The following is a 21,385-nucleotide window of genomic DNA, read 5'->3' on the forward strand; positions in this document are numbered from 1 at the left end:
TGAGGACTTCCGTGGTTTAAGTTTGAAACATTGTATCAATCTTGAATACGCTAATATAGTTACATTATCACGCTTTCATTATGGCGCGTTTTGAAATCTATAATATTTTAGTTATTACATATTTCAAATACGGATGTAGACATGAAAAGCCACTATCAGAATCTCATAGAAGACATTAAAAACGTGTACAACGAAAATTCCATTAATTGCTTATTAAACACTAAGGTCGAAGTTGAGTTTATACATCAATTGGTACCTAACCTTGAACGTAGCCATGTAATGGGTTCAGATACTATTGAGAGCCTTATTACTGCAATTACTCATGTAGCTCGTTTAGGCTTAACTCTAAGCCCAGAAAAAAGACTCGCTTCTTTAACTGCCTATAACGCGACAAATAATTCCCAAGAGTATTACATCGATGTCTCACTGGCCGGCATAGAAGCAACGATGTCACGCGTGAATGAGTACAAGATTACTACCCTTGATGTTGTAACTGGTGATGAAGGAATCAGTTGGAATGGTAACGTACTCGGTACAAACACAGCTGTAAGACCGCCCGTAAAGAGTGAAATGATAAAAGGTGCTATCTGTATCATTGAAGTACCGTGTGGCGATCAACTGCTTACGACGATCACTATTAATGAACTAAAAGAGCTTTCTCGACTGAGTACAGGTGACCTAAAGGCGTTGACGCCTGACTTCGCAAAACGACATGTATTTAAAAGAGCACTCAAGAGTTTAATAGCCCCGCCCTGCTCGGTTCTTTCAGAATTGCAAAAAGCCACAAAATCTATCGATTTAGCCTTGTTTAGCAAACAGTAACGTTTGGTGCGCTAGAAAAAAATAATGACTAGCGCGATTTGAAACTTGGGTTCTAATTTTCGTAAAGAGAGGAATTTGCAATGAAACAATACCAGTTCGCCATTAATCAGATAAAACATGACTATCTCAATATCGTAAGTGAAAACGACTTCAAACATTTGGATTTTAATGTTGAATCCCGAATCGCCTTGCGATTAATTTCCAACTCTCAAAGTGGCCGTGTTCCATTGTCAAAAACAAGGCCTGAAAGCATCGCGCATGCACTGTTTAATGCAGGTGCACTTGGTTTGTCTTTATCACCGTCACTTGACCATGCAATGGTAGTGGGTGAAATGAGTGCAACCGGGCAAGCTATTGCTAAATTGCACGTGACTTACAAAGGTCTACTTCATCTATGTGCCGAAGCTGGCGCTTTGTCGCATGTGACCACTTGGGTTATTCATGAAAAGGACAAAGTGCGACTTAGCAATGATTTAACCAGTAAGCCACAAATTGAGATACCCAATCTCTTTGGTGACCGTGGGCCTGTTGTTGGTTCTTTATGCACAATATGCACTCCTAATGGTGATTATCTCACCACGCTAATGAAAGCTGACGAGCTCAACCAAATAGCTTTGCTTAGTGGAAATGAAGCTTGGTTTGGAGTCTTTGCTGATGAATTCCGTAAGAAACAAGTCCTAAAGCGTTCATTGCATTCTCTGGCTAGCGCTCAGCACGGCCGACTATCAAAAGCAGCAAAATATTTGTCAGATGATGACTTAGACCTTTATGAAAGAACGGAGCGTCGAGCAATCGTCAATTCGTCACGTCAATCAGAACCAAACAATGGCCATCGCACTCGAGCAGAGGCTTACTTCAAGCGCACACCAAAACCAGAAATCGTTGAGACACCTTTGACCGACCACCAAGAAACCGCCACTACTCAAGGGCTCTATTTCACATAGCGGCCACTTGCGGGATTTTGAAAGCATCAGAGAATTCTGATTACAGGTATAAATTAAGGATTTTTGTAATGAGTAATACATCGCAACACCATTCTGGCTATACAGGAATGGAGCAAGGTCGATATAACAACACACGTCCAGTTATGGAAGAGAATCGTCAACATGCGCGTACTGCTCAATCTCGAGTAGCACATCCTGTTGCTCAAACATTTCCCCATCAACAAACACGCACAGCTAATAAGCCACCGGCTCGTGTGCAAGGGAGTCAACAAGTCAGAGGTGCCGGTCAAGCTCCTGCGCAGTGGCAGGCTCAAGATCAACGCCCCCAGCAAGTAAAATCCAATTTGCCGGCAGCAAACTTTACTGAAATTTCTAATGTGCTCGATGGCGCCAAGGAATCCTTCGACAAAATTGCTAAAAGTTCAGGGTTAGACATTCGCTTCTACGAAGAGGCTATTTATGCAAAGCAATTAATCGAAGTGAATTTCAACAATTCAAACAACAAAGATTACAGCCTCGCCTATGCGACACACGAGTCTATTAAAAAATCACTAATTCTCGTTGCCAATAGCGGCCTGACTCTTAACCCTCAGCTTGGTCTTGCATACTTGGTCCCACGGTGGAACAAAAACCTTAAGCGCGTTGAGTGTCACTTAGAACCTTCGTACAAAGGTCTTCGCCGCCTTGGTATAGACAGCGGCGCAATCGATAGTGCTGTTGCCGAACTGGTGTATAAAAATGATGACTTCAAGTGGGTAGACCGATTCACAAAACCTATTCACGAATATAACCCGTTCGATACTAAAGCTCGTGGCGAACTTGTTGGTGGCTATTGTCTTGCTCGCCGCCCTGACGGAAGTTTTATTTGCACTCCAGTAAGCATGGACCTGATCAACAAGGTGCGGAATTTGTCATTTGGTGCAGTATGGAACGACTGGTTTGAACAGATGGTCGCTAAAAGCATCATTCGACAAGGCTTCAAAGATTGGCCGATAAACAGCACTGGCCCAATCGCAATGCGATTAAGTGCTATGCAGGATTATTTGAAAGGTATAGATGCAAATACGGACAACGTTCCAATGCATGACACGCAGCCGTTAGTAAATGGGCATGATGAACATTTACCGTATTACGAAGAAATGCCTTACCACCAGCCACAATACTAATTTATCTGCCCCGGTTAGCCGGGGCCAACAAAATGAGATATATCAACTATGCATTCTAGCTCTCAAACACAAATCCTGGCTGAAAAAGCCATCGCCCTGTTCCTTAAATCATCTGGGGCAGCGACCGCGGCAGATGCTCAAAAAGCGCTGAATAAACTGGTCGCCGTTGCTTCGCAGGCAGTTGAAACAGTTGTGGGTCATGAAGCTGCAATCGACATGCTCGATGGAGTTAAAGTTAACTGTACATTCAAGCATACCAGTAATGCTCTTGCTGTCTGCGCTCCACGGCACTTGAACATTATGGCGTGCGCGCCTGGCATTCAATGATCTGAGGCACCCAATGGTAAACAACGAAGCATTAACTGTTGCATTGGCCACTAAAGACGGAAAAACGTTTGAACTTGAAACAAAACGCGGTAGCCAAGGACATATTATTGAGCTCACGGAAGTTACTGCCGGTGGCCAACTAAAGAAAAGTTTTCACCCATCCACACCAAAACCAATACCATCAAACATCATCTTTGAGATGTTTAAGTCAGTGGTGAATAACTACATCAAAGAGGGGTCGATCATCATTGACTCGACAATGCCGTTCAAGTTTGAAAACAACGGGGACAAAACGAATTACCCTCTAGTTACTGGATTGGATGAAGTTAAAGAGCATGAACTAAAGGACAAGTTCAGTAGCGACAATTACGCGGTACAAGTAGTTCCCGCATATGGTGTCGACGCCTTAGTGAGTTTTGATTCGGACGCTCAATATGCAATTTCAGTAATGAGCCCAGCAGGTATCCCCATTTGCGTAAACCAGCGCAACATGGCGGTACTTTGCAAAATCAACCAGTACTTGAGAGGTCGTAAACTGATTGTAGATGTACAACTGGCTGCCGATGGTTCCGTGTATATCAAGGACATTTATTACGACGGTTGCGACAGAACCACATGTAGTCTCGAAGAGCGAATTAAGCTGTTGAACGAGACATTTAACCGAGCAATACCATACACCTACGTTGTAAACCCTCTTTATTCAACAGAGGAAAAGCATATTGCTTATAAATCTTGTGAGATAACCGGTAAAGAGATTGTGCTGGTACACAAAGAAGCAGTAAGAGACTCAAATCAACTAACAAGAGTGAAGCACAAGATGGATTTGAAAAACGAAACTACGCTCCAGGTCATGACAGTTTGCAAGGTCACGAACACAGTAACACTCTGCGCTTATGTCGATGGTATTCCTATTGAGTTGGGTAAAGCGAACAACTCGCTAGAGCTCGACGTCGAAGAACTAGATAATGTAAGGGTAAAATTTAGTTCTGCGGCGACAGGAGAAATCAAAAACATTGAGATTATCTCAAAACTTGAAGGTGATGAACCCGCGTTATTAGATCCAGTCTTAGCTCGAAAACTTGGATTCAATCTTCACCCAAAAAGCATTACTGTGCGTGAATTGTATTCAAGCGAAGAGATTGGGTTCTTAGATAAATTGGAACAATGTAAAGACTGATATAAACTACACGTTCTAAATTGAGCGTTTAAATATGAATATAGTATCAAACTACCCAGCTGTCCTACTTCTCGTGGCGGTCGCTTTAATATCGATATACCACATAGTAAAAAGAAGTATGGGAAAGAATAAGCCAAAAAAATCTAAATCGGATGCAAAGTATCTCACTAGAACGATCGGTGAAACAGAGTCCGAAATGCGGCTGTACTTGGATGTGAATGAGCAACTTGGTGATTGTTACCTAGTCCAGTTCGGTACGAGCTTAAAGACAATAGTTAGCAAGATTGAGCAAGATGTGCCTGATGTGGCAATTGATATACTGCTTCTGGACCCAAGAACATTGAAACCACAATTGGCATTCTTTGTGACTGCTGGTGGCCGAGACTGGTATAACGAGTCTGAATCAAAGACGCTTGAAGCGCTCGATTTGCTTAGTAGTCTCAACATCCATACTTTATCGATGCCGAAGCAAGACTACTATAAGGCGGATATAGTCGTTAAACAAATGCTAGATATGCTTAATGACACTGATGGTGAGACGAAAGAATTTTACTAAGTTACTGATCAGAAAAAGGCTAGATTGCATTTGCTCTCTAGCCTTTTTTCATTTCGCGTCGCCCAAGGTATAAAGCGACCAATTTTGATATAATCCCTGCCACAAAGATAAGGGCGAGGTATACCAGAACCTCTTGATTATTATTGTTTGTCCATTCGAAAAAAAATGCTGCTATCGAACCGATAAAGCAACCGTTACCAAAGTTAGAAAGGAAACGGATATTTCTATAACGAATACAAAGGGTAATGATAATCAAGGTTACTACTACAACACTTAGGATGACAATCATTCTGCTCTCCTACCAATACCTGCCTTTCACTATAACACTAGATTTTTAAACAACCAAGGTCTTGCATGTTCAATATTCGTTGTATAATGGATAAAAACCTAACCAGAAAGACAGTATTATGAGTTTAAGTTTAAGACACGATAATCCAGCAAAGCTTGCGCACGTCGCGTGGTGCGCCCTTGTCGCTCTTGGAATTGCGCGTAAGTACCCTAACCCACCTAAAAACCGTGTAGCAGCGAATAAATTCATTGGCCAATGGGCGATTCAAGCGGCTAAATCTGGTCGATTTGGAAACGCCTTCAAAGACGAACTGGACATCTGGGCTTCAAACGGCATAAAGAACGGAATGCTGAGTAACATGGAGAAAAGTCTTGAGTCAGTTATTGAGGCTTATCAGAAGAAAGTTGAGCACGCAAAACGATTCCCAGGCAGCTACAAACGCCGTATCAATAATGCCGGCGATAAGCTAAAAGAAGCTGGTTGGGAAATTACATGGGGTTTGGACCGAGATTGGGAAACAGAAGGCACATACGAAGCTACAGCCGAGAATACTGCTTTCATTATGCGCGAGCATTTTGAATCCTTTGATAACCTTGGCCGTTTGACAGCTCCAATCACGCTTTTAGTCGTTAGCAACAACGTTCAAGAGCTCGTTGACGCATTCTATGACTCAGGCATCGTTTTATTCCTGCATCAGAAAAATCGTCATAAGGGTCGAACACAGTATGCTATCGAGATATGGCCAGATAATAATGGAAGCCCGGACAAGCATATGCCGCAAACAAACGTGTAACTCCCCATATATTTGAACCAAAAAAAAACCCGTAGGCGCCTCATTAGAGGACAACCTACGGGTTTTTTATTTACTACAGCCTTTTAACTATCAGAGATAGCCAAAATAGACCAAGGCTGATTGCGATAAGAATCAATCCGACAGTTAAGCCGATATTGTCTCCACTCGTAACCGCTATACCTATAAGTCCAGCTGCCGCTGCGTTAGCTGCAGTAGCAGATAGGAAATTACCCAAATCTGCTTGCTGCGACTTTCTCAGCTGTTTGTTTTTCTGTTGACGTCGTTTATCGTTCTTTTGAAGAGCGTTTTGGCGACGTGTATTTCTGTTTTTTCTGTTTTTATGTTTCGCCATAATATTCACCTATACGTTATTGAAACCCAGGTGAGAGACACAGCGAACCCATATGGGAGGCTATGCTCCCAAATGGGGATATTTTGATTTAATTTACTTTCTTTTTTACAACAAATACTTCTCGAAGCTGTGGTGTTACGATGCGTATATCAGCAATGATCTGAACACTCAGACTAATGAAGATAGACACTGCTATAACAGACCACATAGGCTCTACTGCGTAGGCAATAAATACCTTCAGAACACTTAGTACCACTAGTGGCACAGCAAGCGTAACTGATGCCTTAGAACACCACTCCTTAACAAACTGAGGTTTAATAAGTGCCAGAGCACTTAACCCCATTACAATGACCAAAAACGATAGAGTTTTTACGTTTGCCTCAAAGACATTCGTAAATTCAGAACCGTCAGCTGCTGAAATGACACATGCCACTGCAGAAACCAAAATTAGTTTTTTAGCTGAATTAGTATTGTTATTGCTTTTCATATTTTTATTGTCCTTTTCCCCTGCCCTAAACTTCGCACTTCTTTAAGTTACTGCTCCATTTTGAAAGAGGTTGTGTGTTTTATTTCAGGTCCGTAGAACTGAAACTGACTAGTTATTGAAATAGATAGTTAAGTTGAATTAGATTTCGTCTAACTCGTACTTTGATGCCAGTTGGCCAACGCACTCTGCAGGTGTTTCATTCCCCGCGAAGCACGACTCAACCATTTCAGGTCCAACATCATCGATACCTATCCCAAATTGTTGCTGTAACAGTTCCTCAACCTTGTGAAAAAAATCACTTTGAGGCTTGTTCGCTATAGTCATATTTTCTCCCCAGCCTGAACAAAGGAGTATCCCATCCGGGAAACTCCCCGAACGGGCATTAGTGTGATTGAAATGTGGTGTTAGATATTCGCCGCTACTAAATCAACATGATCAGAGGGCAACCAACCTGACTCGAAGGAATCTCGCAAAGAGACTTCATCGATGTCACCATCGTTCACGCCAAGGCGTGATTTCAATAGGTTTACTACTTCTTTTTTAAACTCGTTGTATGTAGAGAATTTCATAATTGTTTTCCTGCTATTAATTGAAAATTTAGATACTTGCACTTGAGTGAACAGATACTGAATTGTCTAAGACCATTCCGCTCCATTTAGCCATCTCAAGTTGCTCTTTAGCTTCTTCGGCTTCTGCAATTGCTTTTAACTCAGCTGCACGACGTTCGCTTTCTTGGCGATCTCGTTCAGCTAAAAGTGCTAATCGCTTTTGCTCACGAACTGCTGCAAAGAAGGCCTCACGCTCTGGTCGTTCCATATCGAGTAAAACTCGACATTCACTTACCAATTCATGAATTTGCCCACGTACTTCGCAGCGAAAAGAAGCGTTAAAATCTTCATTTATTCCCAATACGCAACCGCCTAAGTAATTTGTAGCTAAGCTATCCAGAGCATCGTAGTCCTCAAATTCATCTAAAGTTGTCAGGTCAAAAACTTCTACCTTCAAACTGAAAAACTTGAGTTCACCTTTAATGATGGATTGCATTACTTCGGTATCGTTTTGGATGTCCTCTTCGGCATCACAGCCAAAAAGGTCAAACCAATCTTCATTGCACTTGCTAACAACCACACGAAGGCGCCCCAGGTGACGTGTAGACACGATTTCAGGTTCATCTTCGGTTGGTGTAGCTTCAAGAAACGCATAACCCTCAGACTCGAACCTAGCGGCCAAATCTGTAAGGTCTTGCTTAATAGCTTTGACAAACAAATCACATGCCTCTCTTTCGAGTGGCGTAGGATCTGATGACATTCTCCAATCTTCATACTCGGCATCGTATTTACCACCAGCGGAAAATTCGATGTCTTTATCAATAGCTCGTTTCACGGCTGCGCGATGTTTACCCGTCATAAGGCGATCACATAATGTTTTCGCATCATCAGAGTGAAGTTTTGCTTCCGGGAAAAACACACCATCGCCTTGGCAATAATTAAGTGACCAAGTGGTGTTATTTTCTCGAGCAATATCGTCGTAACCTAAGCTTTTGAGTTGAGAGTTGAAATAAGCAGTTAGTGTTTTTGTAGTCATAATTCCTCCACAGAATTGTTATTCAGGAGGGACTATCCCCAAAAGGGATAATCACACTCCCTTTTAGGTTGATGGTTTAAAGTTGAATCGGTTTAGTGAGCGTAACGCTGAATGTATGAACTACGGATGCCGGCACGATCGTAATCGCACAGGTTGATAGTCCATACCTTAACAACGTTCTTCACTGGGTGAATGTAAGGTGTTTTGGTTAGAAACTCCTTCACCATTACCGTAGACGTAGCTTTAAGCAACTCAGTCGGTACCATTGGGTAAGTTGAGCCACCAGCTGCAGTAATCTGAGCATCAGTAAACTTACCACCCCAAGGGGCGCGAGTCGGGTTAAAGCAAATGTCGTATTCATCTTTAGAATTGTTTTTGAAACCTAAGATGACACCAAAGCAACCGGCAGGAGCTTGGCTATCAAAAGAATCAATTACTTCAACAAAATCACCAGGCATTGGTACGTCATAAACATCGTTTAGTACGCATGCAGGTGTATCTGAAAAAGTAGTGTTGTTGTTTGTTGCTTGCATTTTAATTCCTCCACAGAATTGTTTGTGAGGGGAAAGCGAACACAACTAGCCCGTGAGGGAGTTGTATTCATCCCTCATGGGTTTGGTTAATTACTAGATAGAAACGTCGTTATGACGCTGTTTGGAGCGATTCACACGATAAGAAACGAAGCCTGTCTTTGTTTGAAATAAACAAATGAGAAAACTCCGGGAAAGTTCTAATCGTATGGAACATCGGCGGGTACGCGGCATCATCACCGGAATACCGTTGAATGGCTTCTACAAGATCCATCAGTTCAGAAGCTTTCACTTCCATAAGAGACAAATACTCTCCACTGACATCACCGATTACCGTTTCAAGGGTTGGGTCAATGTACGTGTCACCAACTTTAAGCCAGGCATGTTCAATAGGAATGATGCTTTGATACACCCCTAAGACATAAGTCGCATCGAGATGCATGGCCAATTGAATGCTGTTATCAAAGCATCGCTTTGGTAAAACAACTTCCTGAGCAATCTCACGTTGTTGTTCATTCATTGGTTGCACTGATACAGGTACTAATTCAGCCGGGTTAAGGCCATAAGACAATTTCACAAAAGTAGATAAAGACATGGTTATTCCTCCACAGAATTTATGAAGGAATAGCCCAAAGGGGTTATCCCTTCGGGGTAGTTAAAATGTAAGTACTAAGCGTTGGTGCCAATATTCAAAGAGCCAAAGAATGCGCGATCTTGCTTAACATCTCGGCTTAGAATTTTTCCACTGCTTATAAGTTTGCTGCGGGCACAAAGCATCACATTATCGATTTGCATACGAACTGCTCTTTTGTAGAGAGCTAATGGGTTTTTGCCCAAATCCATAATGAAACCTTCAAGAGCTGTGTGCTGCACCGTTTCGCCATCCCACTTCAACTCAAAGCACATAGTGAATAACTCACCATCACGTTGATATATTTTTTGAAGTGATAAAAGCTCGCGGTCAAAGTTCGCGTAGTCCTCAATCTCATAATCCAAATGAACTTTACGGATCTCTAACTCACATCGACCATGCTTGATGGTACGTAACATGTGTGTCTCACCGTGTCTTGAATTATGGATATACAGATTGTTGGCCAGCTGTTTTGCTGCAGCTTCCAACTCATTACGAACTTTAGCAATTTTCGCTTTCAATACTCTCGACACTTCCGGGATCAAGTATGAAATCGGAGTGTTAGTAACGACAGGACGACAGTAAATTTCATCGTCTGTTGGTACAACAGAGTTCTTACCAACGATTAAATCAAAATCATCAATGTTATCGAGCAACGTCCAAAGGTTTACACCGGTGAACAACTCACTGATCAAAGAATACTTACCTTGAGAGCTAAGTTTCACTTTGTTTTTAGGAACAAAATCAAAAGCAAAGACTTGTCCTATATCATCAGCTTCAAACTTCACAAATGACGCGAGTTCTGAAAGATTTGCATAGTTGGTTTTGAATCGATCTTCGATAAAACGAGCGATAGATACGCACTTATCTGACATGGGTTAATTCCTCCACAGAATTGCGAGGGAGCTAACCCACAGAGGGTAGCCCCTCTGGGTTATTGGTTGTTATTGATTAAGCGACTCGTGAAAGTCGTGGGCGACTGGAAAATTCATTCAACATTTTGATAGCGCGAGTCATAACTTGCGTCATGACGTCGTTATTACCGTTGAAGAATGACAGCCATTCACTCCAATGAGTGGGTGTTGTAGGGATTTCCTTTGTCACAAGACCACTAGAGGCAACATTGCGATCATTAAGTACTTTCCTCACCTTAGCGATCAAGTCATCAGAGTTAAGTATCAAGCCAAATTCAATTGGTGGCTTACATATCAAAGACTCAACATCTTTGTGCTTTAACTCCTTAAAGGTGACTTCATCATACCCTTTGACATGAAAGAAGCGTGCAGTCGAATCTTGACGCATGTAGTACTCGAGTAAGAACGGTGACGCGCCAATCCGTAATGGAAGTAGCAACGAACCACACTCTCGAAGCATCCATACGTACTCACGGTTGCCATACTTCTTCAAATTACTGAAATCAATATCCAAGTCTTCCTTGTAAAACTTAGGAAGGTTGACTGATTCAGCGTGTTCTTTCATCTTTTCAATAACAGTTTTAATAGACATAGTGATTCCCCACAGTATTTGGTTGTTACCAAAGGGAACACTTTCCCAAAGGGAAGCGTTACCCTTTGGGAGTTGGTTGGTTTTACATTATTTGATTTTCGCGGAAGGAACTAAAACCAATCCGGCCGATTTTGGCTGGCTTGGTTCTGGCTCAGGGGCTTTACCTTGTAAGGCACATTCAATCATCAGGTTACTAAGTCGCTTGGTTGCCCTAACGTAAGTACCGATAAATATCATGTTCATAATAGGGTCGACCGGATTTAAAAACGAATCTCCCCATATAAGCTTCTCAGTGATCATCATTGTGAAATTAATCGCAAAGTAGGCAACAACGAACAACATCAACATTGTCCCTTGATTAAAGCCAGAAATCACAAATAGCTTACGATAGAAACCCTTTTCTTCTTTGGTAATATCAATAGCCTCGCGCATCAGTTGAACGGTGCGGTGAGTACTTAATGCATGGTTAAATTTTTTCATGTTATTGCTCCACAGAGAGTTTGATTAGGCAGGTTGTGACGTTAAGAATTGATCCAGGCATCTGTTGACCGAAGTGGTAACAAAGTTATGCCCTTCAACATTTCTAAGGCGACGGCGTACACTTAAGCGAAATCTCGCAATAAGTGAGTCACGAACTCGCCAGTCGATTAAGCCTTCTTTATCAAATTCATCTGCTACCACTTTAGCTTCAACAAGAATCAACTCACGAATAGTTGAGCTCATTTCGTCTTCACTTTGTGGCTGTGCCGTACATGATTGTGTATTTTCTATAAGTGATTCTCCGACATCCAAGGCAGCGATAATCGCTCTGGCATATTCAAATTTCTTAGCACCCGTCATACCAAGTTTTGCCAGAAGTTTACCGGTAACGAAATCCAGGTCAGTGTCAGAAAGTTGCTTCTTAACAATGAGTGAATCCGCGGTTACCTCTTCAAACTGGCCCTCATTCATTAGCTCGTTAAAAACGTCGTTTCCCCTTCCCTGTTGGCGACTTCCTTGCTTGAGTAATACTCGGCTAATGGAAGTAAATTGCTTTTCAGGTTCAAGGCCAGCTCGCATATCGCGGAAGCTTTGGCGTTCTTCTTCAATGGCATGAACAATAGTTTTTGATTTACGGTCTAGAAAAATACGTGTTGTTGACATGAGTGTTTCCTCCACAGGAATTTAGTAAGAGGGAAACACTGACCCATGAGGGTATTGTGTAACCCTCTAGGTTGGTTTGTAGTTTAAATTAGCTGATCGCTGCGTTTAGTTCTTCATCCAGTTCGGCATCTAAGTCGCGCTCGGAAACCAGCTTGAATGATTTATCAATCTGAGGATTATATTCCACAGTGAAATTCTCGCTGTCTTCCATAAGAGCATTAAACATAGATGGTTCGATGGTCTTGAGCATTGTGGCATTACCACCAGTGCAACGCTCAAATTGGATGACCTTACACTCTGAACTATGCTTATAACCAAATAAGGCAAGTACTTCCTTACTCAGCGGCGAGTCCAATGAGCTAGTGGTTGATAGAACTTTATAACGATGTACGTGACGTTTATTGTCGTAGACATTGACTATGAAGCGGCTTTCTAGCTCAGGCCAGAATGTGTTACCTACATTATTGAAATGAGGTAAGTAGCCAGTGAAAAATTGCTTAAATAACTCTTTCACTTTCTTCTGTAACATCTTCGACGGAATCATAGCGTCGTTTGTAAACAGGCATGTTCGGTGCTTAAACTCAAACGTATAATCCGAATGAAATATAAGCTTCACGCCAGATCCATCAATGTAGTCATTGATTTCTTTTACAAACTTATCAGCATTTAAAACGATTAATTCAATAGACATTGGTGTGTTCTCCACAGGTTTGGTTGGTTATGAGAGAAAACACCACACCCAAAGGTGATGTTTACCCTCGGGTGGTCAAATATTTAAAAAGATTAGTATGAGAACATTCTACGCTGTTTGATACCAGGAACATTCATCAGATAGTCATCGAATAACTTCTGAATATTTTCTGGAAACTCGCGTTCATCTTCTTTCAAACTTTTCCTTAAGGCTTCTTTACGCAGAACAGCTTGGCGGTCTTTTAACTTAGCGAGAGTTGCAGTTAACTGCTCTTCTTGCTCTTTAAGAAACTTCCATTCTTGACAATCAGACTCAATGAGAAGATTTTCTGCAGATTTAGCCGCATTATTCTCAAAAAATCGATGTACTTGCTGTTCTTCTTCATGGTTCAGCTCTTGGATGTTTCTTTCCATTATTCCGGTAAGAGCGTCCTTGGCAGCTTGAAGAAAATTCACTTTGTTAAACTCAGTAGTAACAGTATCACGTATAAGTTGCTGTCCTTTTTCATTTCGACGGCGGCTTATATGAAGCGAATACGCGAAGTTAATATCGATGCTTAGGCCACGTCGAGAATCGATGTTGACGCCATAAGACACCTCAGTCCCTTCGACTTTGTTGTGAGAATAACGGTGAGTGGTAAAGAAGTTTTTTGGTAATTGATCTTCCGTGATTTTAACCGCCACTGATTTAGTCAGTGTGTAGCTAGAATCTTCATGCTCAGCTGTCTCGAAAACCTCAAAAAGAGAATCATCAAGAGTATTCAGTGAGAAGTGGTTAGTCTCAAATTTACCAATAGTTTTGTTTACGATCATGTGTATGTCCTCCACAGACTTTATTGAGTTGGTGGACATAGCTTCCCTACCGGGAAGTATGCCCGGATTGGGATTGTTGCGATGAAATTAACGGATAGCGATACATTCGCCTGCTTTGATAAAACCACGGTATGAAGCCCATTTGTGAACTTCTGCAGAGATTTTTTGGCGATTGTTGTTTGTGCGTGAATGAATCTTGGTATCAAGAATAATCACATCACCGGTATCCAGATAAACAGTACAGTCCACTGAGTAGAAAATACCGCGTACACCGCTACGAGATAACTTTCCTAGTTCTTTCCATTGAGGTGCGTTTTTAGAAACGGTTCTCTGTGGCTTAACAGGTTGTTGAGCTTTTGGAGAAAAGAATTTAGGTAAGATAGATGATAGTTGCATGGTTGTGTCCTCCGAAGACAGGGAGCACAACCCCATAAGGTTGATGCAACCCTATGGTTTAGTTGGTTTGGTTTAATGAATAATCGAATCTTAAGCCGAAGCATTAAGACACGCCTTATGACCGTTCTCAGCATTCCAAATTGGATTACTGGGTTCAATCTTCAATTCTTTATCCAGTTCGACACACACTATTTCAGCATGAGTACAGTAAGGAAGGTAAGGCAAGCTTTCACGATCGAGAGAAATACAATATTCACGATTAACGTCAAATGCAGCTTTGATTGAAGTTTCGACCTTAGCAGCTCCCAGAAAACGATTTCCATAATAGAAAAAGGCAACCGGGGTGTTAGGTTGAGTATTGATAGTCATAGTGTTTCCTCCACAGAATCACCGAGAAGGAAAGACAATTATTCAGTCCATCAAGGAATGAAATAATGCATTCCCTAATGGTAATGGTTTTTGGTTTATAGCCTATCTGGTCGTGGTTAACGAGCAAACAGTTTAGTTGTTCAATACGAGATCGAACGTAATACAGAACTTTTTTGAGTAGTGTTCTGGGCTACTATGAACAACCTAAGTTAAAGCAGAAAAGTATCTGTCAAAACGTCGGTTGTTGACCCAAAATTCAGTACATCACTCAGCAATCCAAGACAGGATGTGAGAGGAAGCAAAAGCTTCGATATGTAAAGAGTTTAGGGGTTTGGTAATTCTTAAATAAAGCAATTGTAAAACGAACAGTACCCTATTCACTTTAGAATGGCTTTACCGGTTAGACACAAGCCATGAGTGCTAATGCACTCATAGTTTGTGTTGCCAGTAAAAGTATCTTACTACGATAACTGGTCGAGGTCGATCATAAATTAACGCTTGTTTTTGAACACGAAGTCAGGTCAAAAGTCAGGCGCCCAGGTCAATTCTGAAAACATCTCTTCCGAGAAGATTTCCAGCTTATCGAAGTCCCAAGCAGCTTTCCCAAATAACCCACTTACTGTGTCAAATACAATTGCCATTTTGTCTGGATTAGTCGGTGACTCGTAAAGGCGAAACGAAAGGAGTTTATCTTCCCCGGTTGCACAACTCGAACCAATTAACTTCCAGTATTTATAATGGCCATCATGCGGCTTTTCAGTAAACACAACACGAGAATAGAAATCCCTACCCTCTAATCCAACATGCTGTTTAAGCATGCTTGATAAGCTGTAAAGGTCACAGTGGATACTCCAATCGAAGTCATCCAGCTGCTTGTTTAATTGCTCACTATGTGTTTTACAGGTACTTGATGCCCACTGCCATTTGAGTGCAGCAATGAACGTTGGCTTAAGCCAACTTCCACGGCAAACGCGACTTTTGGTAGTGACGAGACTTGATTTGGCGATCGGAACTAAATTAAGCACTTTCAGTTACTCCCGCATCAAAACCAAGAACGTCTTTGCGTATAAGACTGTTTACTGTGGTTCGCGTTGATTCAAAGCCATCACTTATTCTCACAGCTAGTCCCTGACGCTCAAAATGCTCAGTAGCAAGTTTTTCAGCCACAGATTTTGAATCAGCGATCGCATAACGATGCACTGTATCAGTAAAACCTTGACCGCAATTTACGTGAACAGTGTCTTCGAAAATTACAGTGACTAGAAAGATTGATAGGCCTGATTTAAGTTGGTATTTCATCTGTTGTTCCTCCGAACATAAATTTCAGAGGGACTAATTACCCAGAGGGCATTAGTTACCCTCTGGGTTAGTTGGTTTATTTAAGTTTTTCAATACGTCGAATTACTTGAGATTGAGTGTTTTTACCACTCCACTCTAAGTTTCGCTCAGCGGTGACCGCGTTACGAATGGTTTGCTTTAATGGTTTACCGTCGCGCTCAGTGTGTTCTCTGCAATGGAGAGCTTCAACACCCAGCAAATAACGGATGTCATTTAGCGCGATAAGGTAATTTTCCTTGAGTTTGGCATTCTTAATAATCTTTTTACCAACAACAAAAGTTGTCAGGCTTGGGATTGTTGCCGTTAGGATATGACCACCAGCTTTTATCAGTTCGACTAAAACTTGTGTTTCAATGTCCATCGTTGTTCCTCCACAGAAAAAAGCGGAACAACACCCAGCGGTGTGTCCCGCATGGGTTGGTTTATTGGTTTATTAACTCAGAGAACTTCCCAGTGAAATATTTCCTCTTCACCGGTTGGCTCGCCTTCACTTACATATAATTCTAATTCCATAGTGCCTTTGGTTTCAGACACTTCATTAAAGCCATAAGAAACGATATGGGGAATGAAGCTATGTTCCATTTCTGGTTTAGCAATTCCACAGTCAGCGAGTGCCTGCCCTTCTACTTCATCGTCGCATACAACGCCAGGAGCGCTGCAGTAATCAACGATGTCATTAGCAGCTTGCAATTTGAAACGTCCTTTTTTGCCATAAGGGTCTGTTACTTCAATAAGGAAGTGACCTGTTAGGCATTCGAATTTCTCTTCGTCATTGCTGATCGGTACCAATGTAGAACCTGCTGTTTGATAACAGGTGCCATCCTCATGTTTCCAAGAGTTTGTATGTTGGTCATAAGTGAGAATTTCAGGGGTTTCCGCAAGCTCTAGGCTGTTTTTAGCGGAGTTAATGGTTGGGTAGTAATAGAACTTCATGTTGACGCCTTTAAGTAGCGAGAGCTCCCCCAATGAGGTCGCCCTCAATGGGTAGGATGGATTACGCTAATGCCTTACGTGCCAATGTGTACTCTTTTGACTTTACGCGGTATGCGTTGCGCTGATTGCGAAAGTCAGATATCACTTTTTGGCGGCACGCAAATGGCACAGCAACCATCGAGTAACGCACTAACTTGGTCCAACTACTTAGTTTCGTTGAATCTCCGAAATAGAACGGCCAAATATACTCAAATGAGTGACCTTGCGTAAGGTATCCATGCAACATGTCAAAAACTGTCCCCATAAGCTCATACCCCTCATTCTTGGTCAAACCAAGGTAGCGTTGTATGGCTTTGTTTGCAGGAACAGCAAGGACAATTATTAGGACAGCAAATGGTAAAGTAGGCAGATCACGGATTAGACGTTTAAGAAAGGTTGAAGCTTTTTTTAACGGTCGAACTGTTAGCCGATCGTATTCCTTTCTATATCGAGCATGCAGATCATAACTATCCAATACACTTTCGTCTTTAGGTAAAAGAGAAAGCAAGTATCTACGTTTTAACTTTCGGTCACGTTCGGAGCTCGTATTTATGAAATCCATAAATACTCCAGCTACACGATAATCACGAATCAATCTAACAACCTTTACACCTGCAATTGCTCGGTTAATACCGACTAACTCCAAGGAAAGGTTTACGTCGCGGGTCTTCACATAAAAGGTAACCGCTAGGTATAGGTAAGTCGTAATACGTTTGACTAAGTTAAACAGTTTTGATGGTAATTTTTTCATTGTGTCATTCCTCCACAGAATGGTTGAAGTGACACAACTCGCCCAATTAAGGGAGAATCGTGTCCCTTATGGGTGGTTTATTATTGGTGGTTTTGTTAGCCGGCGGCTTTTTCCAGTACATCAGCCAAGTTAAAGTCGTTGCCGTTGTATGAATCAGTCACATGACCTTCCGTACTTACGTCAACAAACTCAGTCCGGGTAATCCCGGATTTGCGGCGATAATGAATACTGACAGATTTACCAGCATACTTTTCTCTGAGAGAGGCCATTAGCTCTTCGCCATTGGCACATTCAGTGTCATTTCCATAGTCAGCGATCTTGAACATAAAGCTTTCCTTAACCTTGAGTAACATCATTGGCAAGGCCAACTTGTCTATCGTGCAAATTCTTTAAGTCCCTTTTTAAGTTTTGGATAGCAGGATCATTCAGATACTCAGGAGCATCAAAATCAAATCGCTGTAATGCGCGAGTCATATCCTCGGCCAAAAACAAAATGGAACCCAAAACATCAGTGCTACCTGACTTAGAAACTACAGCGTCCTTATTGAAGAGTCGGTCTTTATAGACTTTCGCTTCCATGATGGACTCTCGTAGGTCTTCCATAGCCAGGTGTTGATATTTCTTCTGAACGGATGCTTCAATATCTGGGCGCCACTCTCTTACGAAGAGTGCGATGGCAGATACATCAGCTTGTCGATAGTGAAAGTACTCGTGAAGAGCTGGCATTTGACAGCACAGGTAATTGCGATCCAATTTAATTGAATTGCCTGCCATGACTGTCCCGCGCTTTTCCTTCATGTTATAAGGTTCAGCGTTATGCTTCTTAAGATGAGCAAGTGCCATCTGTTCCGCTTCGGCCAGTGTTATTGTCGATTGACGAACTTCATCCAACAAACCGGTTTTAGTATGTTGGTCGATGCTCCACTGATCCATTGACTGTAGAACTTCTTCTGGGTGGTGGATAACAACTCTGAAACCATCGCCATCGATGATATTCAGATCAGCATCCGTTAGGTGAATTGCTATTTCGAGTATTGGATAAACCTGCATACCGAGTTCGCCATTCTTTAACTTATCATCCAGACCACCTGTTTCTATATCTGCCCAAGCAAAAATAATTGAACGGATAATTTGTGCATTATTCATGTTCGACTCCTTCTGACTCTACTTTTGCTTTTGAACGTTTAACCATTTCTGTCAATGCTCTAAAAAAGCACACGAAACAGATAAAAAGACCAAAAGCGGGTAAAAAACCGTTGTCCGAATAGACGTCAAAGATTTTCGACCAGCAAAACCAGATAAGGGCGATCAGTAGAACTAATGCAATGATTGGTTGTTTTCGTATTAATTTATACATGTGTTCCTCCGAGAACATAAGGGATAGACCACATGCGCCAATGGCGTTTGTGGCCAGTTGGCTTTATTACTAGGTTTCTATCTGAGTGTGGTTGGCAAACAGACAGTTTGAGGGTGTCATAACGTTACGTTGTGACCTATTTGAAAGCGATTTTAGAGTAGTGCTTATCTTCTACTTGATGCTGCCCGGTCAGTTTCAAAGAGTTTTTGAATCTTACTGGCTAGCGAACCTAAGAACTAATCATCATCCAGGCATCCAAGAAGGAAGTGGAAGGCAGCAAAGCTACGATATGAAAAAGTTTATAGGGTATGGTTTTTCTTTCAGCGCGCATGACACGCGGTGGAGTCATATGATGACACATTCGGCAGTACTGAATTCAATACTCTCGAATAAGCCACCAGCAGGACGCTAATGCGTCCTACATAAATGGTGGTGCCAAACCCTTAATCCAATAAGGAAAAAGGGTCAGGACGAAGCCACGGTTAATCGTAGCTAATTTCATAGAAGCTCTCAGGGTCTGCAGGAACCTCTGTGATGAAATGCCCCATTCGATTCACTCTGTGGTAACCGTCAGAGATGAGAAGAACTGTATCGTAGTCTTCATCATCTTCATCGCAGTCAACATCATCGCTTTCTATAAGGGTCCAAACACAGTTTGGGTCAGCTGCCTGAACTTTCGATAAATCCGCGCCATGCAGACCAAACACATAACAAACATCGTCAACTTGCACGAAGCCGTCACCGGTTGGGTTTGCTACTGGTTTGAATTTTTCGAACCATTCTTCAAATGTCATTTCAATTGGAGCGCGTTGTACAGTCATATCTTGATTCCTTGTCTTTGCTTAAGTTGGTTTTCTATGTTGATGAACAACAGTGAGTGTTATTTGTTGTTAAATAACAGCCTCCCGAGCCAGTGCCATTGAATCTGCATAACCGCTTTCCCATACCGCTCTTTGGTTACTTAAAACCGGGTATGGATTAGCATTACGTCCTTTCTTATCTGCATGAGCCTGTTGGCCAGCAGAGTAGATATTGAAGTAGTAATCTGAAACATGTTTTGAAGCTTGCATTGTGTATTTCCTCATAACAAGGAAACACTTATCCCGCAGGGGAAAGTGTTCCCCTGTGGGTAAAGGCGATGACAGAGCATCGCAGTTAATTTAAAACGCGTTGATACCTACGCTTTGACTCAGTTCGATAGGAAAACCTACCGCACCTTCTTCTACGTATACGTCCAGCCAGTCCACAGAAGTTTTACCTTCTGGGATTTCATAGTCAGGTACGAATACTTCAACCAAATAGCCCTCTTCTCTCAATCTTTCAGCCAATTCTTGAACTGTCGTTTGACCATCACCAGAACGATCGTTATCACCCCAAAGAGTAATAAGAGTACGGTGCTTAGGAACTCCCTGAACAACTACGCCACTGGCAAGTTTCAGTAATGAGCTCGAGTAGTGAGGACGCATTGGAATGCCGGTTGCTTCACGAATTGCCAAAGCAGTTTCCATCCCTTCACAGTAGCCGATGATAGCCAAATCAAGGCCGTCTTCTGCTTCGTAAACGATTGGATCATCCATAGCAATGTAACCACCTCGAATATCCCACGGTGGAGACATAAGAAGCTTGGTTTTCTTTTCCGGCGCCTTTTTGCCATTCGAAAGAAAAGTACGATGTAAAGAACAGTTCTTTCCATCTTTATCTCTGAATGTACCAAGCATTGCGGAGTACCAAGGATTACGGTTATCACCTTCTTCGCGGAACGAAGTTGGGTAACGTAATCGGTTGTGATAGCGAATAGTGTTAGGCAATTTTGAAAAATCACCTTTTAAACCACGGCTACGTAGATATGCATGTAGCTCTGGAGCTTGTGCTGCGGGAATAGAAGTTTGCGCCACGCCACGAACTCTGTTCATGCGTTTTAGCTTTTCTTCTTCATCACAGTACTGCTCACGAGCTTGCTGCATTTGTTGTTGTTTCCATCGGATTTGTTCATCAGACACTGTGGAAATATCGCCACCTAAAATGCTGACGATCGTATCCATTGCTTCTGACTTACTGCATCCTTCAATCCAGCTAACCACCTCAATACCATCAGGCATAGCGCCATCTTTATTGTGGTATGCGCCCCCAGTTTGAACCCAATCTTTAAAGAATCGGAACTGTGTTGAGGATTTTTTAGCATTTGGTGAAACTGGACATGGAACTTGTTGCGGCGCCTTCTTGATAGCAGTGGATAGTTGAGGGAAAGCCCCAAATACTACGTCCCACTTACCATCCGCGATTGCGCGAACTTTTTCTATTTTTGATTGGCGTTGTGCGTACATTGGTTGCCTCCGAATAATCGTACAATTGAATTCCCGTAGGGACTCCAAAACTCCTGTTACCGGAAGTT

At 42.1% G+C, this 21,385-nt stretch carries 33 protein-coding genes; 7 read left to right on the top strand and 26 right to left on the bottom strand.

Features of this window, described 5'->3' with window-relative positions:
* Positions 1 to 141 precede the first annotated feature (141 nt).
* The 6 genes from R7Z50_RS14125 (at position 142) to R7Z50_RS14150 (ending at position 4,992) form a co-directional block, all read left to right on the top strand.
* Positions 142 to 822, top strand: coding sequence for a hypothetical protein (locus R7Z50_RS14125; protein WP_017190399.1), 681 nt, complete (start codon positions 142 to 144; stop codon positions 820 to 822).
* An 80-nt stretch (positions 823 to 902) separates the two neighbouring features.
* Positions 903 to 1,766, top strand: coding sequence for a recombinase RecT (locus R7Z50_RS14130; protein ID WP_079324372.1), 864 nt, complete (start codon positions 903 to 905; stop codon positions 1,764 to 1,766).
* 68 nt (positions 1,767 to 1,834) lie between these two features.
* Complete coding sequence (locus R7Z50_RS14135) at positions 1,835 to 2,932, top strand: RecT family recombinase (RefSeq protein WP_026000351.1); 1,098 nt, start codon at positions 1,835 to 1,837, stop codon at positions 2,930 to 2,932.
* Positions 2,933 to 2,980: 48 nt separating this feature from the next.
* Complete coding sequence (locus R7Z50_RS14140; protein WP_017190402.1) at positions 2,981 to 3,259, top strand: hypothetical protein; 279 nt, start codon at positions 2,981 to 2,983, stop codon at positions 3,257 to 3,259.
* Between the two features lie 13 nt (positions 3,260 to 3,272).
* Positions 3,273 to 4,436 (top strand): hypothetical protein, encoded by a 1,164-nt coding sequence (locus R7Z50_RS14145; RefSeq protein ID WP_079324376.1) that lies wholly within the window; start codon positions 3,273 to 3,275, stop codon positions 4,434 to 4,436.
* 118 nt (positions 4,437 to 4,554) lie between these two features.
* Positions 4,555 to 4,992 (top strand): hypothetical protein, encoded by a 438-nt coding sequence (locus tag R7Z50_RS14150; protein WP_139374574.1) that lies wholly within the window; start codon positions 4,555 to 4,557, stop codon positions 4,990 to 4,992.
* 37 nt (positions 4,993 to 5,029) lie between these two features.
* On the opposite strand, the gene R7Z50_RS14155 is transcribed toward R7Z50_RS14150, so the two are convergent.
* Positions 5,030 to 5,281: a hypothetical protein gene (locus tag R7Z50_RS14155; protein WP_053409912.1), complete on the bottom strand. Its 252-nt coding sequence runs from the start codon at positions 5,279 to 5,281 to the stop codon at positions 5,030 to 5,032.
* 118 nt (positions 5,282 to 5,399) lie between these two features.
* Between R7Z50_RS14155 and R7Z50_RS14160 the strand changes: the two genes are divergently transcribed.
* The gene (locus R7Z50_RS14160) at positions 5,400 to 6,074 is read left to right on the top strand and encodes a DUF2913 family protein (protein WP_079324378.1); all 675 of its coding nucleotides are present in this window, start codon (positions 5,400 to 5,402) and stop codon (positions 6,072 to 6,074) included.
* A 73-nt stretch (positions 6,075 to 6,147) separates the two neighbouring features.
* Here R7Z50_RS14160 and R7Z50_RS14165 read toward each other — a convergent pair whose 3' ends face one another.
* The 25 genes from R7Z50_RS14165 to R7Z50_RS14285 form a co-directional block, all read right to left on the bottom strand.
* Entirely contained in the window at positions 6,148 to 6,426 is a 279-nt protein-coding gene (locus R7Z50_RS14165; protein WP_053409910.1) for a hypothetical protein, read from the bottom strand.
* A gap of 88 nt (positions 6,427 to 6,514) precedes the next feature.
* On the bottom strand, positions 6,515 to 6,913 hold the full coding sequence (locus R7Z50_RS14170) for a hypothetical protein (RefSeq protein ID WP_053409909.1): 399 nt from the start codon (positions 6,911 to 6,913) through the stop codon (positions 6,515 to 6,517).
* Between the two features lie 138 nt (positions 6,914 to 7,051).
* On the bottom strand, positions 7,052 to 7,237 hold the full coding sequence (locus tag R7Z50_RS14175) for a hypothetical protein (protein WP_053409908.1): 186 nt from the start codon (positions 7,235 to 7,237) through the stop codon (positions 7,052 to 7,054).
* Positions 7,238 to 7,317: 80 nt separating this feature from the next.
* Entirely contained in the window at positions 7,318 to 7,482 is a 165-nt protein-coding gene (locus tag R7Z50_RS14180; protein ID WP_157052371.1) for a hypothetical protein, read from the bottom strand.
* A gap of 28 nt (positions 7,483 to 7,510) precedes the next feature.
* Positions 7,511 to 8,497, bottom strand: a complete 987-nt coding sequence (locus tag R7Z50_RS14185; RefSeq protein WP_053409907.1) for a hypothetical protein — start codon at positions 8,495 to 8,497, stop codon at positions 7,511 to 7,513.
* 92 nt (positions 8,498 to 8,589) lie between these two features.
* A complete protein-coding gene (locus R7Z50_RS14190) occupies positions 8,590 to 9,030 on the bottom strand; it encodes a hypothetical protein (RefSeq protein WP_053409906.1) in 441 nt (146 codons plus the stop codon).
* Between the two features lie 109 nt (positions 9,031 to 9,139).
* Positions 9,140 to 9,622 (bottom strand): hypothetical protein, encoded by a 483-nt coding sequence (locus R7Z50_RS14195; RefSeq protein ID WP_053409905.1) that lies wholly within the window; start codon positions 9,620 to 9,622, stop codon positions 9,140 to 9,142.
* Between the two features lie 74 nt (positions 9,623 to 9,696).
* Positions 9,697 to 10,533 carry a hypothetical protein gene (locus R7Z50_RS14200; protein ID WP_053409904.1) on the bottom strand — a complete coding sequence of 279 codons (837 nt, stop codon included), beginning with the start codon at positions 10,531 to 10,533 and terminating at the stop codon, positions 9,697 to 9,699.
* 76 nt (positions 10,534 to 10,609) lie between these two features.
* Positions 10,610 to 11,164 carry a hypothetical protein gene (locus R7Z50_RS14205; protein ID WP_053409903.1) on the bottom strand — a complete coding sequence of 185 codons (555 nt, stop codon included), beginning with the start codon at positions 11,162 to 11,164 and terminating at the stop codon, positions 10,610 to 10,612.
* A gap of 87 nt (positions 11,165 to 11,251) precedes the next feature.
* Positions 11,252 to 11,644 (bottom strand): hypothetical protein, encoded by a 393-nt coding sequence (locus R7Z50_RS14210; protein WP_053409902.1) that lies wholly within the window; start codon positions 11,642 to 11,644, stop codon positions 11,252 to 11,254.
* Positions 11,645 to 11,668: 24 nt separating this feature from the next.
* Positions 11,669 to 12,307, bottom strand: coding sequence for a hypothetical protein (locus R7Z50_RS14215; RefSeq protein ID WP_079324380.1), 639 nt, complete (start codon positions 12,305 to 12,307; stop codon positions 11,669 to 11,671).
* 88 nt (positions 12,308 to 12,395) lie between these two features.
* Positions 12,396 to 12,998: a hypothetical protein gene (locus R7Z50_RS14220; RefSeq protein ID WP_053409900.1), complete on the bottom strand. Its 603-nt coding sequence runs from the start codon at positions 12,996 to 12,998 to the stop codon at positions 12,396 to 12,398.
* Between the two features lie 92 nt (positions 12,999 to 13,090).
* Entirely contained in the window at positions 13,091 to 13,810 is a 720-nt protein-coding gene (locus R7Z50_RS14225) for a hypothetical protein (RefSeq protein WP_053409899.1), read from the bottom strand.
* An 87-nt stretch (positions 13,811 to 13,897) separates the two neighbouring features.
* Positions 13,898 to 14,206, bottom strand: coding sequence for a hypothetical protein (locus tag R7Z50_RS14230; protein WP_053409898.1), 309 nt, complete (start codon positions 14,204 to 14,206; stop codon positions 13,898 to 13,900).
* Positions 14,207 to 14,296: 90 nt separating this feature from the next.
* A complete protein-coding gene (locus R7Z50_RS14235) occupies positions 14,297 to 14,575 on the bottom strand; it encodes a hypothetical protein (protein ID WP_053409897.1) in 279 nt (92 codons plus the stop codon).
* A 521-nt stretch (positions 14,576 to 15,096) separates the two neighbouring features.
* Positions 15,097 to 15,600: a hypothetical protein gene (locus R7Z50_RS14240; RefSeq protein WP_053409896.1), complete on the bottom strand. Its 504-nt coding sequence runs from the start codon at positions 15,598 to 15,600 to the stop codon at positions 15,097 to 15,099.
* Positions 15,593 to 15,874 carry a hypothetical protein gene (locus R7Z50_RS14245; protein WP_053409895.1) on the bottom strand — a complete coding sequence of 94 codons (282 nt, stop codon included), beginning with the start codon at positions 15,872 to 15,874 and terminating at the stop codon, positions 15,593 to 15,595. Before R7Z50_RS14245 ends, R7Z50_RS14240 begins: the two co-directional genes overlap by 8 nt.
* 76 nt (positions 15,875 to 15,950) lie before the next feature.
* On the bottom strand, positions 15,951 to 16,274 hold the full coding sequence (locus tag R7Z50_RS14250) for a hypothetical protein (RefSeq protein ID WP_053409894.1): 324 nt from the start codon (positions 16,272 to 16,274) through the stop codon (positions 15,951 to 15,953).
* Between the two features lie 77 nt (positions 16,275 to 16,351).
* Positions 16,352 to 16,846, bottom strand: coding sequence for a hypothetical protein (locus R7Z50_RS14255; RefSeq protein ID WP_053409893.1), 495 nt, complete (start codon positions 16,844 to 16,846; stop codon positions 16,352 to 16,354).
* Between the two features lie 61 nt (positions 16,847 to 16,907).
* Positions 16,908 to 17,636: a hypothetical protein gene (locus R7Z50_RS14260; RefSeq protein ID WP_053409892.1), complete on the bottom strand. Its 729-nt coding sequence runs from the start codon at positions 17,634 to 17,636 to the stop codon at positions 16,908 to 16,910.
* 95 nt (positions 17,637 to 17,731) lie between these two features.
* A complete protein-coding gene (locus R7Z50_RS14265) occupies positions 17,732 to 17,962 on the bottom strand; it encodes a hypothetical protein (RefSeq protein WP_053409891.1) in 231 nt (76 codons plus the stop codon).
* Positions 17,963 to 17,972: 10 nt separating this feature from the next.
* A complete protein-coding gene (gene orn / locus R7Z50_RS14270) occupies positions 17,973 to 18,782 on the bottom strand; it encodes an oligoribonuclease (protein ID WP_053409890.1) in 810 nt (269 codons plus the stop codon).
* A 693-nt stretch (positions 18,783 to 19,475) separates the two neighbouring features.
* Positions 19,476 to 19,814: a hypothetical protein gene (locus tag R7Z50_RS14275; protein WP_017190431.1), complete on the bottom strand. Its 339-nt coding sequence runs from the start codon at positions 19,812 to 19,814 to the stop codon at positions 19,476 to 19,478.
* Positions 19,815 to 19,883: 69 nt separating this feature from the next.
* Positions 19,884 to 20,063 carry a hypothetical protein gene (locus tag R7Z50_RS14280; protein ID WP_053409889.1) on the bottom strand — a complete coding sequence of 60 codons (180 nt, stop codon included), beginning with the start codon at positions 20,061 to 20,063 and terminating at the stop codon, positions 19,884 to 19,886.
* A gap of 90 nt (positions 20,064 to 20,153) precedes the next feature.
* Positions 20,154 to 21,317: a toprim domain-containing protein gene (locus R7Z50_RS14285; protein WP_053409888.1), complete on the bottom strand. Its 1,164-nt coding sequence runs from the start codon at positions 21,315 to 21,317 to the stop codon at positions 20,154 to 20,156.
* Positions 21,318 to 21,385 lie beyond the last annotated feature (68 nt).

Source organism: Vibrio sp. 1249-1 (assembly GCF_033340495.1).

Excerpts from the sequence above, each read along its gene's own strand:
- R7Z50_RS14185 (WP_053409907.1), bottom strand. The coding sequence starts at position 8,497 with ATGACTACAAAAACACTAACTGCTTATTTCAACTCTCAACTCAAAAGC.
- R7Z50_RS14255 (WP_053409893.1), bottom strand. The coding sequence starts at position 16,846 with ATGAAGTTCTATTACTACCCAACCATTAACTCCGCTAAAAACAGCCTA.
- R7Z50_RS14215 (WP_079324380.1), bottom strand. The coding sequence starts at position 12,307 with ATGTCAACAACACGTATTTTTCTAGACCGTAAATCAAAAACTATTGTT.
- R7Z50_RS14150 (WP_139374574.1), top strand. The coding sequence starts at position 4,555 with ATGGGAAAGAATAAGCCAAAAAAATCTAAATCGGATGCAAAGTATCTC.
- R7Z50_RS14155 (WP_053409912.1), bottom strand. The coding sequence starts at position 5,281 with ATGATTGTCATCCTAAGTGTTGTAGTAGTAACCTTGATTATCATTACC.
- R7Z50_RS14265 (WP_053409891.1), bottom strand. The coding sequence starts at position 17,962 with ATGTTCAAGATCGCTGACTATGGAAATGACACTGAATGTGCCAATGGC.
- R7Z50_RS14130 (WP_079324372.1), top strand. The coding sequence starts at position 903 with ATGAAACAATACCAGTTCGCCATTAATCAGATAAAACATGACTATCTC.
- R7Z50_RS14140 (WP_017190402.1), top strand. The coding sequence starts at position 2,981 with ATGCATTCTAGCTCTCAAACACAAATCCTGGCTGAAAAAGCCATCGCC.
- R7Z50_RS14250 (WP_053409894.1), bottom strand. The coding sequence starts at position 16,274 with ATGGACATTGAAACACAAGTTTTAGTCGAACTGATAAAAGCTGGTGGT.
- R7Z50_RS14170 (WP_053409909.1), bottom strand. The coding sequence starts at position 6,913 with ATGAAAAGCAATAACAATACTAATTCAGCTAAAAAACTAATTTTGGTT.
- R7Z50_RS14260 (WP_053409892.1), bottom strand. The coding sequence starts at position 17,636 with ATGAAAAAATTACCATCAAAACTGTTTAACTTAGTCAAACGTATTACG.
- R7Z50_RS14135 (WP_026000351.1), top strand. The coding sequence starts at position 1,835 with ATGAGTAATACATCGCAACACCATTCTGGCTATACAGGAATGGAGCAA.
- R7Z50_RS14275 (WP_017190431.1), bottom strand. The coding sequence starts at position 19,814 with ATGACTGTACAACGCGCTCCAATTGAAATGACATTTGAAGAATGGTTC.
- R7Z50_RS14160 (WP_079324378.1), top strand. The coding sequence starts at position 5,400 with ATGAGTTTAAGTTTAAGACACGATAATCCAGCAAAGCTTGCGCACGTC.
- R7Z50_RS14190 (WP_053409906.1), bottom strand. The coding sequence starts at position 9,030 with ATGCAAGCAACAAACAACAACACTACTTTTTCAGATACACCTGCATGC.
- R7Z50_RS14175 (WP_053409908.1), bottom strand. The coding sequence starts at position 7,237 with ATGACTATAGCGAACAAGCCTCAAAGTGATTTTTTTCACAAGGTTGAG.
- R7Z50_RS14195 (WP_053409905.1), bottom strand. The coding sequence starts at position 9,622 with ATGTCTTTATCTACTTTTGTGAAATTGTCTTATGGCCTTAACCCGGCT.
- R7Z50_RS14230 (WP_053409898.1), bottom strand. The coding sequence starts at position 14,206 with ATGCAACTATCATCTATCTTACCTAAATTCTTTTCTCCAAAAGCTCAA.
- R7Z50_RS14245 (WP_053409895.1), bottom strand. The coding sequence starts at position 15,874 with ATGAAATACCAACTTAAATCAGGCCTATCAATCTTTCTAGTCACTGTA.
- orn (WP_053409890.1), bottom strand. The coding sequence starts at position 18,782 with ATGAATAATGCACAAATTATCCGTTCAATTATTTTTGCTTGGGCAGAT.
- R7Z50_RS14280 (WP_053409889.1), bottom strand. The coding sequence starts at position 20,063 with ATGCAAGCTTCAAAACATGTTTCAGATTACTACTTCAATATCTACTCT.
- R7Z50_RS14125 (WP_017190399.1), top strand. The coding sequence starts at position 142 with ATGAAAAGCCACTATCAGAATCTCATAGAAGACATTAAAAACGTGTAC.
- R7Z50_RS14165 (WP_053409910.1), bottom strand. The coding sequence starts at position 6,426 with ATGGCGAAACATAAAAACAGAAAAAACAGAAATACACGTCGCCAAAAC.
- R7Z50_RS14145 (WP_079324376.1), top strand. The coding sequence starts at position 3,273 with ATGGTAAACAACGAAGCATTAACTGTTGCATTGGCCACTAAAGACGGA.
- R7Z50_RS14285 (WP_053409888.1), bottom strand. The coding sequence starts at position 21,317 with ATGTACGCACAACGCCAATCAAAAATAGAAAAAGTTCGCGCAATCGCG.
- R7Z50_RS14220 (WP_053409900.1), bottom strand. The coding sequence starts at position 12,998 with ATGTCTATTGAATTAATCGTTTTAAATGCTGATAAGTTTGTAAAAGAA.
- R7Z50_RS14210 (WP_053409902.1), bottom strand. The coding sequence starts at position 11,644 with ATGAAAAAATTTAACCATGCATTAAGTACTCACCGCACCGTTCAACTG.
- R7Z50_RS14235 (WP_053409897.1), bottom strand. The coding sequence starts at position 14,575 with ATGACTATCAATACTCAACCTAACACCCCGGTTGCCTTTTTCTATTAT.
- R7Z50_RS14225 (WP_053409899.1), bottom strand. The coding sequence starts at position 13,810 with ATGATCGTAAACAAAACTATTGGTAAATTTGAGACTAACCACTTCTCA.
- R7Z50_RS14180 (WP_157052371.1), bottom strand. The coding sequence starts at position 7,482 with ATGAAATTCTCTACATACAACGAGTTTAAAAAAGAAGTAGTAAACCTA.
- R7Z50_RS14205 (WP_053409903.1), bottom strand. The coding sequence starts at position 11,164 with ATGTCTATTAAAACTGTTATTGAAAAGATGAAAGAACACGCTGAATCA.
- R7Z50_RS14200 (WP_053409904.1), bottom strand. The coding sequence starts at position 10,533 with ATGTCAGATAAGTGCGTATCTATCGCTCGTTTTATCGAAGATCGATTC.